Here is a 13,284-nt window from a genome sequence, read left to right as displayed (position 1 = left end):
GCGTATTAGAAGTCGTAACGTAGACCGATAGCCAGTTCGTCTTCTGCTTGTGCTTTGGTCGCTCTATCTCCGGTGCTATTAACTACACCATATTTGTCGCCCGCATCAATTAGGTTAAAGTTGTAAGAAACATAACCACGGAAGTTCGGTTTGAAGTAGTAAGTGGCATCCAGTGCTACGTTATCTGCAGAAGTGTTCTTGTTAGTTTCTGCGTTGTTATAAGTGGTCGTGAAGACAGTTTGACCCATCGTATAACGTGCTGCTAATTCGTAACCAGTGTAATCACCACCGGTTTTCGCTAACTCACCATCGGTGTAAACGCCAGCAAAGTACAGATCGCCCATAGTGTAAGACGCCGCTAGCATATATTCATTTTGATCTTTTTGATCAGCGTAGCCACCACCAAGTGCCAAGCCAGTATTACCAATAGCGTAGATGGCAGAAAGTGAGTAGCCGTCTTGACCATTGTTGACATACTTGCTGTCTGAACCTGAAGCTTCCTCATAACGGTCAGCAAAACGGTAACTTGCTTTCACCGTTAGTGCGTCAAACTGTCCAGCATAGGCAACCATATTGTCTACTCGATCGGCAACCGCAATTTTCTTCGCTGCAGAGTTACCGTGGTAAGACATGATGTCGGTAAAGTCAGTAATGATGCCAAGCGCACCATCGTTTTTACCGTAGGTGATCTCGCCAAACGTACCGCCGATACCAGCATAAGCGTAACGGTTGTCTAAGTTATTGTTGGTTTTGTTTTCACCATTGTCATTAGTAGCGAATTCGCCCTCGTAAAAACCGACACCGTATAGACCGTCTTGGATGTCTACTTTACCCAAAAGGTTTAGACGAACACGTGAGTCATCCTGCGCATTACCATCTTTTACTGAAAGACGCGCCTCTGCACGGCCACCTACATCTAAAGAAGCGCCGTCTTGGCTGTAAATTTCAGTTGCATTTACACCCGTTGCCACTGCAGCAGCAGATACCGAAAGAGCAATTAATGTCTTTTTCATCGTTTTATAGTCCTAGTTTTTGCAGTCCATATCGCTATGAGTGAGGCTTAACGCTCTCGTGACAGATAGCTTGGTTTTGGTTGATTCTTCGTTGCGGCTACCGATAAACATTTGAGGAGTAACGAATATAAGAGCGAGCAACGTCGTTTGACTGCCATGTTGTACTGCCAAACCTCTCAACTTGGTTAGTAAAATGATATAAATTCTAGTAATGCACGCTGTTCGATTTTTATTTTTTAGCTTTAAGCTTTTGATTTTATTGTTTTGTTTGTTTGTTTTGGTTTGAGGGTGATTACATTGTCTTTATCTTTTTTTTGTTGTTTTTCTGCAACTTAATCGTTAAGCATACGCTCTGTTACTTTAGTTCAGTACGATTTGGCCAAGTGACGCACGCTTGTTTGAGCGAGAAAAAGTGAAAGAGGAAATTAAGATGATTTGGTGCTAAAGTTTGTTTACACTAACTGTATCAATGTTCCGTAACTACCTACTCCAATGAGTGGGTAGATTTTTTTTGTCCAAAGAACACTTTGGCATAGAGGTAGAAAATGGAAAAAGTTCCAATGACAGCTCGCGGCGAACAGTTGCTGCGCCAAGAATTAGAAAGATTGCTCAAGTTGCGTCCGCAGATTTCCGAGGCCATTGCTGAAGCCCGTGAGTTGGGCGATCTGAAAGAGAACGCCGAGTATCATGCTGCTCGTGAAGAGCAGGGGATATGCGAAGCGCAAATTCGTGATATTGAGTACAAGTTGTCCGTGGCTCAGGTGATTGATGTGAGCAAAATGGAAAACACAGGTAAGGTTATTTTCGGTTCGACCGTGACATTGATCGATTGCGATACCGACGAAGAGAAAACTTATCAAATTGTTGGTGAAGATGAAGCTGACATCAAGGCGGGGCGTATTTCTGTCAGTTCGCCAATTGCACGTGGTCTGATCGGTAAAATGGAAGGTGATGAAGTGGTAATCACCACGCCTGGCGGTACGAAAGATTTTGAAATTGACCGGGTAGAATACATTTAACCGTTTGATAACTAAAATGACGAAAAAGGTCGCACTGCGCGACCTTTCTTTTGTTCGTTGCCTACGTAAATATCGTCATTACTTACGTGGAAGTTCGATTTTACGTTGTTCCGATTGACGGAAAAGTACTAAGGTTTTACCAATTACTTGAACTTTTTCTGCGCCAGTCTCTCGAACAATCGCATCGACAATCAGCAGCTTAGTTTCCCGATCTTCAGAAGCAATTTTCACTTTGATCAGTTCATGGAAGTTAAGTGCGATTTCGATTTCGGCAAGCACGGCTTCTGTAAGTCCATTTGCGCCCATTAGCACAACAGGTTTTAAACTGTGAGCTAGGCCTTTTAGGTGCTGCTTTTGTTTGGTGCTTAGGTTCATTCCGCCGCCATTTTTATTTAAACTAAGGGTTGAAAAAACCTATTTTAGCGCCATCTATTGCTGAAGACTATAATTTATTGAGCGATAGAGTCTGCCTATCAGAGTAATAGGTCTGCAAACAGCTTCGTTGAGATTAGAATGAGTAAACAGAAACATTCGGCCAGTTCTGGTCGTTGGTTAAAAGAGCATTTTGATGATAAGTATGCCAATGAGGCCAGAAAGAAAGGCTATCGTTCTCGTGCTTATTTCAAAATTGAAGAGATTCAAACGAAAGATAAATTGTTGAAGCCAGGCATGACCGTGGTGGATCTAGGAGCGGCGCCTGGTGGATGGTCTCAGTATGCAGCTAAGATTATCGGTGAACAAGGACAAGTAATTGCTTGTGATTTGTTGCCTATGGATCCGATTGCGGGTGTTAGCTTCTTGCAAGGTGATTTTCGCGATGATGCTGTACTAGAAGCGCTTTTGGAGCGGATCCAACCTTCAATGGTGGATGTGGTCATGTCAGACATGGCTCCAAATATTGCAGGCAACAACTCGGTCGATCAACCACGGGCTATGTACTTAGTTGAATTGGCTCTAGATATGTGTCGACAAGTTCTGGCGCCTAATGGTAGCTTTGTGGTCAAGGTTTTCCAGGGCGAAGGTTTTGATGAATACGTTAAAAACGTCCGCGACATATTTAAAGTCGTTAAAATCAGAAAACCAGAGTCATCGCGAGCGCGTTCACGCGAAGTCTTTGTTGTAGCCACTGGTTACAAAGGTTAACTATTTAGCTCTAGCAGGGCAAAGTTAACACTATAGATACAGCTTACAAACTGTAGTACCCTACCTTTAATTACAATTAGTTATCGAGAGGCTGACACCTTGAGTGACATGGCAAAAAATCTAATTCTGTGGCTGGTTATCGCTGTGGTTTTAATGTCGGTATTTCAGAGCTTTGGCCCTGGTGAAAGTAACGGCAGAGCAGTTGATTACACCACATTTGTACAGGAAGTTGGCCAAGGCCAGATTCAGGAAGCAACCTTTAATAATGGTGAAATTAGTTTTGTTCGCCGAGGCGGAGGTGCGAAGTTCGTCACGTATATGCCTGTGTACGATCAAAAGCTGCTTGATGACCTGATTAACCAAAATGTGAAAGTGCAAGGTACGCCTCCAGAAGAACAGAGTCTACTTGGCACCATCTTTATCTCTTGGTTCCCAATGATCCTTCTGATTGGTGTGTGGATTTTCTTCATGCGTCAGATGCAAGGTGGCGGCGGTAAAGGCGCTATGTCATTCGGCAAGAGCAAAGCACGCATGATGAGCGAAGAGCAAATCAAAACGACGTTTGGAGATGTGGCGGGCTGTGACGAAGCCAAAGAAGATGTCAAAGAGCTTGTCGATTATCTGCGCGATCCGAGCCGTTTCCAAAAGCTCGGTGGTAAGATTCCGACGGGCGTTTTGATGGTCGGTCCTCCAGGTACGGGTAAGACGTTGTTAGCTAAAGCGATTGCTGGTGAAGCGAAAGTACCGTTCTTTACTATCTCTGGTTCTGATTTCGTTGAGATGTTTGTCGGTGTCGGTGCTTCTCGTGTTCGCGATATGTTTGAGCAAGCGAAAAAAGCGTCGCCATGTATCATCTTTATTGACGAAATCGATGCGGTTGGTCGCCAACGTGGTGCTGGTGTCGGTGGTGGTCACGATGAACGCGAACAAACATTGAACCAAATGTTGGTGGAGATGGATGGTTTTGAAGGTAATGAAGGTATTATCGTCATTGCTGCAACTAACCGTCCTGATGTACTCGACCCTGCCTTGTTGCGTCCTGGTCGTTTCGATCGTCAGGTTGTGGTTGGCTTACCAGATGTTCGTGGTCGTGAGCAAATTCTCAAAGTACACATGCGTAAAGTTCCGCTTGCGGGTGATGTAGAGCCTTCATTGATTGCACGGGGTACTCCTGGGTTCTCAGGCGCCGATTTGGCCAACTTGGTCAACGAAGCGGCTCTGTTTGCGGCCAGAGGTAACAAACGTAATGTCTCTATGGTTGAGTTTGAGCTGGCAAAAGACAAGATCATGATGGGTGCAGAGCGCCGTTCTATGGTGATGTCGGAAGAAACCAAGGAATCGACGGCGTACCACGAAGCGGGCCATGCAATTGTTGGTCGTTTGGTGCCTGAACATGACCCAGTCTACAAAGTTTCGATCATTCCACGTGGTCGTGCTTTGGGGGTGACCATGTATTTGCCAGAGCAAGATCGTGTCAGCATGTCTCGTCAACACCTTGAGTCAATGATCTCAAGCTTGTATGGCGGTCGTTTAGCTGAGGAGCTGATTTATGGTGTAGATAAGGTCTCCACTGGTGCTTCAAATGACATTGAACGCGCGACAGATATCGCTCGCAAAATGGTCACACAGTGGGGCTTCTCTGAAAAGCTAGGGCCGATGCTATACGCCGAAGATGAGGGTGAAGTCTTTTTGGGACGCAGTGTGACACAGACCAAACATATGTCTGATGACACCGCAAAACTCATCGATGACGAAGTGCGTCAGTTGATTGACCGTAACTACGAGCGTGCGAGACAGATTCTTATCGATAATATGGACATCATGCACGCAATGAAAGATGCATTGATGAAGTATGAAACGATCGATGCTGGTCAGATTGATGATCTTATGGCGCGTAAAGAAGTGATTCGAGAGCCGGCAGGCTGGGCGGATCACGTCAATTCACAGCCTGAGAAACCTGCTGCACCAGAAGCGAATGCGGAAGCAAAAGTCGAAGAACCTGAGCAAGTTGATGAATCAACGGTTGATGCTGCAGATAAAAAAGATGCAGAATAACGCTTAACTATCAAGGAAAGCCCCGAGGAAACTCGGGGTTTTTGTATTTATTGCTATGATTTTACGTTCTCATAAAAAACAATTAGACCTTTCTACCCCACAAATAATGGGAATTCTCAACGTCACGCCAGACTCTTTTTCTGATGGTGGGCAGTTTACGCATTTGGGTGCCGCGCTTCGCCAAGCAGAGAAGTTGATCCAAGCGGGGGCAACCATCATTGATATTGGTGGTGAATCGACTCGCCCCGGAGCGCCGGAAGTGTCATTAGAAGAAGAGATCAATCGAGTGATTCCTGTCGTTAAAGCGATCCGCGCAAGTTCTGATGTTTGGATATCGGTTGATACCAGTAAAGCTGAAGTAATGCGCCAAGCTATTGAGGCAGGCGCTGATCTGATTAATGATATTCGCGCGTTGCAAGAGCCAGGTGCCTTAGAGATTGCCGCTAAAGCACAAGTGCCTATTTGCTTGATGCACATGCAAGGTCAGCCTCGAAGTATGCAACATCGCCCTAACTATCAAGATGTATTGCGAGAAGTCGGTGAGTTCCTCCGAGAAAGAGTGAAAGTGTGTGAGCAAGCCGGCATAGCAAAAGAGTTGTTGATTTTGGATCCTGGCTTTGGTTTCGGAAAAACGCTCGAACACAACTACCACCTTCTTGCGCATCTCGAATCCTTCCACCAGTTTGGTTTGCCACTGCTGGCTGGGATGTCGCGCAAATCGATGATCTTTAAATTGTTGGATAAAAAGCCTGCCGATTGCATGGTCGCTAGTGTAACATGTGCCACCATTGCTGCTTTGAAAGGGGCTCAGATCATTCGCGTTCATGACGTTGAAGAGACGGTTGAAGCGATGAAAGTCATTCAAATGATGAAAAACAACCACTGAGCCGAGAAGAAAAATAAAGGGAAAACTATGTCAGAAAAAAGACGTTACTTTGGTACTGATGGTGTACGTGGAAAAGTTGGGCAGTACCCAATTACACCGGACTTTGTACTAAAACTTGGCTGGGCGGCGGGGCGTGTTCTTGCCAAACAGGGCACAAAAAAAGTGATTATTGGCAAAGATACGCGCATTTCTGGTTATATGCTGGAGTCAGCCCTAGAGGCGGGCTTGGCGGCGGCAGGTTTAAAAGCCACTTTCACTGGGCCGATGCCAACCCCTGCGGTGGCGTATTTAACGCAAACTTTTCGCGCAGAGGCGGGGATCGTGATTTCGGCATCACACAACCCGTATTACGATAATGGCATTAAGTTCTTCTCTTCCGAAGGAACCAAACTGCCTGATGACGTTGAATTGGCAATTGAAGCCGAGTTAGACAAAGAGATTGAATGTGTTGAATCTGCAGCTCTCGGTAAAGCGACGCGTTTAAATGATGCAGCAGGTCGATACATTGAGTTTTGCAAAGGCACTTTCCCTTCAGCTTTGAATCTTTCAGGGTTGAAAATTGTGGTTGATTGTGCCAATGGCGCCACGTACCACATTGCTCCGAGTGTTTTTTCTGAACTCGGCGCCGACGTCATAGCAATGGGTGTTGAACCGAACGGAATTAACATCAACCACGAAGTGGGCGCAACTGATGTGCGAGCATTACAAAAGCGTGTAGTAGAAGAAAATGCCGACCTAGGTTTGGCGTTTGACGGCGACGGTGATCGGATTATTATGGTCGATCATCTTGGCAATAAGATCGATGGTGATCAGATTGCTTACATCATTGCCCGTGATGCATTGCGCCGTGGTGAGCTAAAAGGCGGAGTGGTTGGGACATTAATGACCAACCTTGGTATGGAAAATGGACTGAAACAGTTAGGAATTCCTTTTGTCCGCGCTGCCGTGGGTGACCGCTATGTGATGGAAAAGCTTTTGGAAAAAGGCTGGAAAATTGGAGCAGAAAACTCAGGCCATGTCATTTTACTTGATAAAGTCACCACAGGAGATGCGATTGTGGCGGCTTTACAAGTGTTGGCTTCGGTTGTCGGTAGTTCAATGACCTTACACGACCTGTCACAAGGGATGACTCTTTACCCTCAAGTGCTGGAAAACGTACGTTTTTCTGGCAGCAGCAATCCACTTGAGGCCGATGCCGTTAAGCAGGCGGTGACGGAAGTGGAAAATGTACTTGGCAGCAAAGGCAGAGTACTGTTGCGTAAATCTGGAACTGAACCGCTGCTGCGCGTAATGGTGGAAGGTGAAGATGCAGAGCTGGTTAATCAGAGTGCTCTTAAAATCGCTGAAGCAGTCAAAGCGAGCTGCTAGTTGCTGGTGAGCTTTATGTTAGAGCCATCAATAGATGGCTCTTTGAGTAATAAAATATTCGATTTGTCCCTTTTTTGACCGCTTGGCGCGTGGGTGAGGATTATTTCTTAATTTTTACTTGTCAGCACAGCATGCTTTCGATAGTATTGCTCGGCCTTCAGTTAGGAGGACGCTGGTTTTGTTTTAATGCTCTGTTTCTAGGGCGAAAAACGACGCTAGCTCAGTAAATCGGAACATAGGTGGAAAAATGTTTACAGTTCTACTTGTGATTTACCTGTTGGCAGCGCTTGGTGTGATTGGCCTTGTGTTGATTCAGCAAGGTAAAGGCGCAGATATGGGAGCTTCATTCGGTGCTGGTGCTTCAAACACCGTGTTTGGTGCAAGCGGCTCAGGAAACTTCCTAACCAGAACGACTGCTATTTTAGCGACCGTATTTTTTGTTGTGAGCTTGTTGCTTGGCCGTATGTCAACGCACAAAGTTGAGTCTCAGTGGGTTGATCCAACACAGGGCCAAATCATAGAGCAAGTTCAGGACAATGTGAGTGAAAAGCCTGTTCAGTCAGATGAAATTCCTCACTAATTAGATTTGATTGCCGAGATGGTGAAATTGGTAGACACACTAGCATGAGGTGCTAGCGCCTATGGTGTGAGGGTTCGAGTCCCTCTCTCGGCACCATTGATTTACAAACTTGTAAATACTACTGTTGCGCGTATAATGCACAGCAAGTCGGACGCGGGGTGGAGCAGCTTGGTAGCTCGTCGGGCTCATAACCCGAAGGTCGTCGGTTCAAATCCGGCCCCCGCAACCAATCTCCTTGAGATGCTTTACAAGTTTGTCGTAGTGCTAACCACACTACAGTTAAGCGTTATTGGACGTTTGACATTTCAGGGTCCAGCAACAAAAAACCCCGACTTAATCGGGGTTTTTTGTTATCTGAATCTTCCTTTTTCAAGGAAATCAGATAGTTGCTTGGTTTTAGTATTGGGCTCTGAGCCCTTTTTTTGTTTCTGGAGTGGTTTAAATGACTGGTTTAGAGAGACAACTTACTGAAATGCTTGAAGTACCCGTTGGTGCATCAGGCTATGAATTAGTTGGATTAGAGTTTATCCGAGCGGGTGAGCATTCAACATTACGTATTTACATTGATCATGAAAACGGTATTACGGTTGAAGATTGTGCTGAAGTGAGTCGTCAAGTCAGTGCTGTTCTGGATGTTGAAGACCCGATCACTGTGGCCTACAACTTGGAAGTATCTTCACCTGGTTTAGATAGGCCACTCTTTAAGCCAGCACATTATGAGCACTATATTGGCCACGAGGTCAGCATCGTTTTAAAAATGGCTGCAAGTAACCGCCGTAAATGGAAAGGTGTTATCCAAGGTGTGGATGGCGAAACTATCATGGTTCTCGTTGATGGACAGCAGGAAGAATTTGCTCTAAGCAACATTTCAAAAGCTAACCTGATCCCTAAATTTTAGTTCCCTAAAAAAGTTTTCAGCTTAGAGGCTAATTAAATGAGTAAAGAAATTTTAGCGGTAGCAGAAGCGGTATCCAACGAAAAAGCGGTACCTCGTGAGCGTATCTTTGAAGCGCTAGAAATTGCTCTGGCGACATCGACTAAGAAAAAATACGAAATTGAAATTGATGTTCGTGTTGCTATCGATCGTAAAACGGGTGAATTCGAAACTTTCCGTCGCTGGTTAGTGGTAGAGAATGTCGAAAACCCAACCAAAGAGATCTCGTTTGAAGCAGCGAGCTTTGATGATGATTCGGTCGAAATCGGTGATTACATCGAAGATAAGATTGAATCAGTGACGTTTGACCGTATTACTACGCAAACAGCAAAGCAAGTGATCGTGCAAAAAGTACGTGAAGCTGAGCGTGCCCAGATCGTCGAGCAGTTCATCGACAATGAAGGTGATTTGATCACTGGTGTGGTGAAGAAAGTAAACCGCGAAACGGTAGTGTTGGATCTAGGCAATAACGCTGAAGCAGTTATTCTTCGTGATGATCAGCTACCACGTGAAAATTTCCGCCCAGGCGACCGTGTTCGCGGTTTGCTGTACAAAGTAGCGCCAGAAGCTCGTGGCTTCCAACTGTTCATTACCCGTTCTAAGCCAGAAATGCTGGCAGAGCTATTCCGTGTTGAAGTACCGGAAATTGCCGAAGACATCATTGAACTAAAAGGCGCTGCACGTGACCCAGGTTCTCGTGCTAAGATCGCCGTTAAAACGAACGACAAGCGCATTGACCCTGTCGGAGCTTGTGTTGGTATGCGTGGTGCTCGTGTTCAAGCGGTGTCCGGCGAGCTTGGTGGCGAACGCATTGACATCGTACTTTGGGATGACAACCCAGCGCAATTCGTGATTAACGCGATGGCGCCTGCGGATGTAGCATCAATTATTGTTGATGAAGACGCACACTCAATGGATATCGCAGTCGAAGCGGGTAACCTAGCGCAAGCGATCGGTCGAAATGGTCAGAACGTTCGTTTGGCTTCTCAGCTAACGGGTTGGGAACTGAACGTTATGACGGTTGAAGATCTACAGAAGAAACATGCTGAAGAGTCTCAGGCGTCTATTAATAACTTCATGAAATATCTAGATATCGAAGAAGATTTCGCTCAACTGTTGGTTGAAGAAGGCTTCTCTACTCTGGAAGAGATTGCTTACGTTCCTGTCAACGAATTGCTTGATATTGAAGGTCTTGATGAAGATCTGATTGAGGAGCTGCGTGGTCGTGCAAAAGATGCTCTGACCACGATCGCTTTGGCACAGGAAGAAGCGTTTGAAGGCCTAGAGCCAGCAGAAGATCTGCTTGGTCTTGAAGGGCTTGAGCGCGAAATGGCATTCAAACTGGCGGCGAAAGGTGTTGCGACACTGGAAGATTTGGCTGATCAGGGTATTGATGACTTAGAAGGTATCGAAGGTCTAACAGAAGCGCGTGCAGGAGAACTCATCATGGCTGCTCGTAACATCTGTTGGTTCGGAGAAGAAGCATAATTTCAGCAAGGGGAGAAAGCGGCATGACACAACTTACAGTTAAAGCACTGAGTGAAGAAATTGGTACGCCAGTTGACCGCTTATTAGAGCAACTTGCTGATGCTGGAATGAAAAAAGCGAGCACAGATAATGTGACGGATGAAGAGAAGCAGAAGCTTCTCTCTCATCTGAAAAAAGAGCACGGCGATACCTCTGGTGACACGGCTCCAACTCGTTTGACCTTACAGCGTAAAACTCGCAGCACGCTTAGTGTAAGCGCTGGTGGCGGTAAGAGTAAGAATGTTCAGGTTGAAGTGCGCAAGAAACGTACCTACGTAAAACGCAGTACAATCGAAGACGAAGCAAAACGCGAAGCTGAAGAAGCGGCGCAACGTGAAGCTGAAGAAGCAGCAAAACGTGCCGCCGAGGAAGCAGCGAAGCGTGAAGCGGAAGAAGCGGCAAAACGTGAAGCTGAAGAAGCAAAGCGTGCCGCAGACGAAGCAAAACGTGATGCCGAAAAATCGGTTGACCGTGATGCACAAGAGAAAGCGGAACGTGCTGCTGAAGAAAAAGCAAAACGTGATGCAGAAGAAAAAATTAAGCAAGAAGCAGCGCGAAAAGAGGCCGAAGAGCTAAAACGTCGTCAGGAAGAAGAAGCTAAGCGTAAGGCTGAAGAGGAAAGTCAGCGTAAGCTTGAGGAAGCTCGCGAATTGGCTGAAAAGAACAAAGAGCGTTGGTCTGCTGCAGAAGAGAAAAAGGGTGATATGGAAGATACAGATTACCATGTAACGACTTCACAATACGCACGTGAAGCCGAAGATGAAGCAGATCGTCAAGAAGAAGCCGCTCGTCGCAAGAAGAAAAAAACTAAGTCATCAACCAAAGCAAGTGAAGATGATGAGCGTGGTGGTCCACGTGTTCAGCGCGGCGGGAAAGGCGGACGTAAAGGCAAATTGTCTAAGCCAAAATCAATGCAACATGGTTTCGATAAAACTGCGGTTGTGGCGAAATCTGACGTGATTGTCGGCGAGACTATCATTGTTTCTGAGCTGGCGAACAAGATGTCGGTAAAAGCGACTGAAGTCATCAAGGTTATGATGAAGATGGGCGCAATGGCGACGATCAACCAAGTGATCGACCAAGAAACGGCGCAACTGGTTGCTGAAGAGATGGGCCACAAAGTGGTTCTGCGTAAAGAGAACGAACTCGAAGAGGCTGTTCTGTCGGATCGTGATGATAAGTTTGAATCCGTACCTCGTGCACCAGTTGTAACCATTATGGGTCACGTTGACCACGGTAAAACATCAACGCTGGACTATATTCGTCGTACACACGTTGCTTCTGGTGAAGCGGGTGGTATTACGCAGCACATTGGTGCCTACCACGTAGAAACGCCAAACGGCATGATCACCTTCCTAGATACTCCTGGACACGCAGCGTTTACTGCTATGCGTGCTCGTGGTGCTCAAGCGACGGATATCGTTGTACTTGTTGTTGCAGCAGATGATGGTGTGATGCCTCAGACAGTGGAAGCAATCCAGCACGCGAAAGCGGCAGGTGTACCTCTCATTGTTGCAGTGAACAAGATCGATAAAGAAGAAGCCAACCCAGACAACGTTAAGAACGAGCTATCTCAATACGACGTTATGCCTGAAGAGTGGGGCGGTGAGAACATGTTTGTTCACATCTCTGCGAAACAAGGTACTAACATTGATCAGCTACTTGAGACAATCCTTCTGCAAGCCGAAGTTCTTGAACTGACCGCAGTGAAAGAAGGTATGGCTTCTGGTGTGGTTGTTGAGTCTCGTCTTGATAAAGGTCGCGGTCCGGTTGCAACTGTACTTGTTCAGTCTGGTACGCTACGTAAAGGCGATATCGTTCTATGTGGTCAAGAGTATGGCCGTGTACGTGCGATGCGTGACGAAATCGGTAACGAAGTTAACGAAGCTGGTCCATCTATTCCTGTAGAAATTCTGGGTCTTTCTGGTGTTCCTGCTGCGGGTGATGAAGCCACTGTTGTTCGTGATGAGCGTAAAGCGCGTGAAGTTGCAAACTACCGTGCAGGTAAGTTCCGCGAAGTGAAACTGGCTCGTCAGCAGAAGTCTAAACTTGAGAACATGTTCTCTAACATGGCTGCGGGTGATGTTGCTGAGTTGAACATTGTACTGAAAGCAGACGTACAAGGCTCTGTTGAAGCAATCGCAGACTCGCTGATGAAACTTTCAACCGAAGAAGTGAAAGTGAACATTGTTGGCTCTGGTGTTGGCGGTATCACAGAAACTGATGCAGTCTTGGCTGAAGCGTCTAACGCAATCATCCTTGGCTTTAACGTTCGTGCCGATGCCTCTGCACGTCGCGCGATCGAAGCAGCAAGTGTTGATCTACGTTACTACTCAATCATCTATCAGTTGATTGACGAAGTGAAACAAGCAATGAGCGGTATGCTTGCTCCAGAATTCAAGCAAGAGATCATTGGTCTGGCTGAAGTTCGTGATGTCTTCAAATCACCGAAACTGGGCGCAATCGCAGGCTGTATGGTGACAGAGGGGCTGATCAAGCGTAACGCACCGATTCGCGTACTACGTGATAACGTAGTTATTTACGAAGGTGAGCTTGAATCTCTACGTCGCTTTAAAGATGACGTTGCTGAAGTTAAGAATGGCTACGAGTGTGGTATCGGCGTTAAGAACTACAACGATGTTCGCGTAGGCGACCAGATCGAAGTATTCGAAACGATCGAGATCAAGCGTACCATCGACTAATTGACTAACGTTGTTGCCCCTGGCAATGATAGGTTGTTGAATACGCCATGGGGGGCT

General features: G+C 46.2%; 11 protein-coding genes and 2 tRNA genes. 11 read left to right on the top strand and 2 right to left on the bottom strand.

Features of this window, described 5'->3' with window-relative positions; all coding sequences use genetic code 11:
* Positions 1-5: 5 nt before the first annotated feature.
* Positions 6-1,013, bottom strand: a complete 1,008-nt coding sequence (locus EWA64_RS05510) for a porin (RefSeq protein WP_061895233.1) — start codon at positions 1,011-1,013, stop codon at positions 6-8.
* A gap of 545 nt (positions 1,014-1,558) precedes the next feature.
* Here EWA64_RS05510 and greA point away from each other — a divergent pair.
* Positions 1,559-2,032, top strand: a complete 474-nt coding sequence (gene greA / locus EWA64_RS05505; protein WP_061895234.1) for a transcription elongation factor GreA — start codon at positions 1,559-1,561, stop codon at positions 2,030-2,032.
* Positions 2,033-2,110: 78 nt separating this feature from the next.
* Here greA and yhbY read toward each other — a convergent pair whose 3' ends face one another.
* A complete protein-coding gene (yhbY, locus tag EWA64_RS05500; protein ID WP_039439596.1) occupies positions 2,111-2,407 on the bottom strand; it encodes a ribosome assembly RNA-binding protein YhbY in 297 nt (98 codons plus the stop codon).
* Between the two features lie 138 nt (positions 2,408-2,545).
* On the opposite strand from yhbY, the gene rlmE reads away from it, so the two are divergent.
* The 10 genes from rlmE (at position 2,546) to infB (ending at position 13,227) form a co-directional block, all read left to right on the top strand.
* Positions 2,546-3,175 carry a 23S rRNA (uridine(2552)-2'-O)-methyltransferase RlmE gene (gene rlmE / locus EWA64_RS05495; protein ID WP_061895235.1) on the top strand — a complete coding sequence of 210 codons (630 nt, stop codon included), beginning with the start codon at positions 2,546-2,548 and terminating at the stop codon, positions 3,173-3,175.
* A gap of 108 nt (positions 3,176-3,283) precedes the next feature.
* A complete protein-coding gene (gene ftsH / locus EWA64_RS05490) occupies positions 3,284-5,230 on the top strand; it encodes an ATP-dependent zinc metalloprotease FtsH (protein ID WP_061895236.1) in 1,947 nt (648 codons plus the stop codon).
* A 55-nt stretch (positions 5,231-5,285) separates the two neighbouring features.
* Complete coding sequence (gene folP, locus EWA64_RS05485) at positions 5,286-6,116, top strand: dihydropteroate synthase (protein ID WP_061895237.1); 831 nt, start codon at positions 5,286-5,288, stop codon at positions 6,114-6,116.
* Between the two features lie 27 nt (positions 6,117-6,143).
* The gene (glmM, locus tag EWA64_RS05480) at positions 6,144-7,484 is read left to right on the top strand and encodes a phosphoglucosamine mutase (RefSeq protein ID WP_061895238.1); all 1,341 of its coding nucleotides are present in this window, start codon (positions 6,144-6,146) and stop codon (positions 7,482-7,484) included.
* A gap of 247 nt (positions 7,485-7,731) precedes the next feature.
* A complete protein-coding gene (gene secG / locus EWA64_RS05475; RefSeq protein ID WP_061895239.1) occupies positions 7,732-8,064 on the top strand; it encodes a preprotein translocase subunit SecG in 333 nt (110 codons plus the stop codon).
* Positions 8,065-8,076: 12 nt separating this feature from the next.
* Positions 8,077-8,160: transfer RNA gene (locus EWA64_RS05470), tRNA-Leu, on the top strand.
* Between the two features lie 56 nt (positions 8,161-8,216).
* Positions 8,217-8,293, top strand: a tRNA-Met gene (locus tag EWA64_RS05465).
* Between the two features lie 213 nt (positions 8,294-8,506).
* Positions 8,507-8,962, top strand: coding sequence for a ribosome maturation factor RimP (rimP, locus tag EWA64_RS05460; RefSeq protein ID WP_061895011.1), 456 nt, complete (start codon positions 8,507-8,509; stop codon positions 8,960-8,962).
* Between the two features lie 36 nt (positions 8,963-8,998).
* Positions 8,999-10,486, top strand: a complete 1,488-nt coding sequence (gene nusA, locus EWA64_RS05455; RefSeq protein WP_061895010.1) for a transcription termination factor NusA — start codon at positions 8,999-9,001, stop codon at positions 10,484-10,486.
* 23 nt (positions 10,487-10,509) lie between these two features.
* A complete protein-coding gene (infB, locus tag EWA64_RS05450; protein ID WP_061895009.1) occupies positions 10,510-13,227 on the top strand; it encodes a translation initiation factor IF-2 in 2,718 nt (905 codons plus the stop codon).
* Positions 13,228-13,284 lie beyond the last annotated feature (57 nt).

This window comes from Vibrio cidicii (assembly GCF_009665415.1).
In the GTDB taxonomy this organism is placed as follows: domain Bacteria; phylum Pseudomonadota; class Gammaproteobacteria; order Enterobacterales; family Vibrionaceae; genus Vibrio; species Vibrio cidicii.
Note: the sequence above shows the minus strand (reverse complement) of the source record. Positions and strands in the feature narration are given on the sequence as shown.

What these genes read in the sequence shown, in the direction of transcription:
- EWA64_RS05510 (WP_061895233.1), bottom strand. Translation starts at nt 1,013, where the DNA reads ATGAAAAAGACATTAATTGCTCTTTCGGTATCTGCTGCTGCAGTGGCA.
- greA (WP_061895234.1), top strand. Translation starts at nt 1,559, where the DNA reads ATGGAAAAAGTTCCAATGACAGCTCGCGGCGAACAGTTGCTGCGCCAA.
- yhbY (WP_039439596.1), bottom strand. Translation starts at nt 2,407, where the DNA reads ATGAACCTAAGCACCAAACAAAAGCAGCACCTAAAAGGCCTAGCTCAC.
- rlmE (WP_061895235.1), top strand. Translation starts at nt 2,546, where the DNA reads ATGAGTAAACAGAAACATTCGGCCAGTTCTGGTCGTTGGTTAAAAGAG.
- ftsH (WP_061895236.1), top strand. Translation starts at nt 3,284, where the DNA reads ATGGCAAAAAATCTAATTCTGTGGCTGGTTATCGCTGTGGTTTTAATG.
- folP (WP_061895237.1), top strand. Translation starts at nt 5,286, where the DNA reads ATGATTTTACGTTCTCATAAAAAACAATTAGACCTTTCTACCCCACAA.
- glmM (WP_061895238.1), top strand. Translation starts at nt 6,144, where the DNA reads ATGTCAGAAAAAAGACGTTACTTTGGTACTGATGGTGTACGTGGAAAA.
- secG (WP_061895239.1), top strand. Translation starts at nt 7,732, where the DNA reads ATGTTTACAGTTCTACTTGTGATTTACCTGTTGGCAGCGCTTGGTGTG.
- rimP (WP_061895011.1), top strand. Translation starts at nt 8,507, where the DNA reads ATGACTGGTTTAGAGAGACAACTTACTGAAATGCTTGAAGTACCCGTT.
- nusA (WP_061895010.1), top strand. Translation starts at nt 8,999, where the DNA reads ATGAGTAAAGAAATTTTAGCGGTAGCAGAAGCGGTATCCAACGAAAAA.
- infB (WP_061895009.1), top strand. Translation starts at nt 10,510, where the DNA reads ATGACACAACTTACAGTTAAAGCACTGAGTGAAGAAATTGGTACGCCA.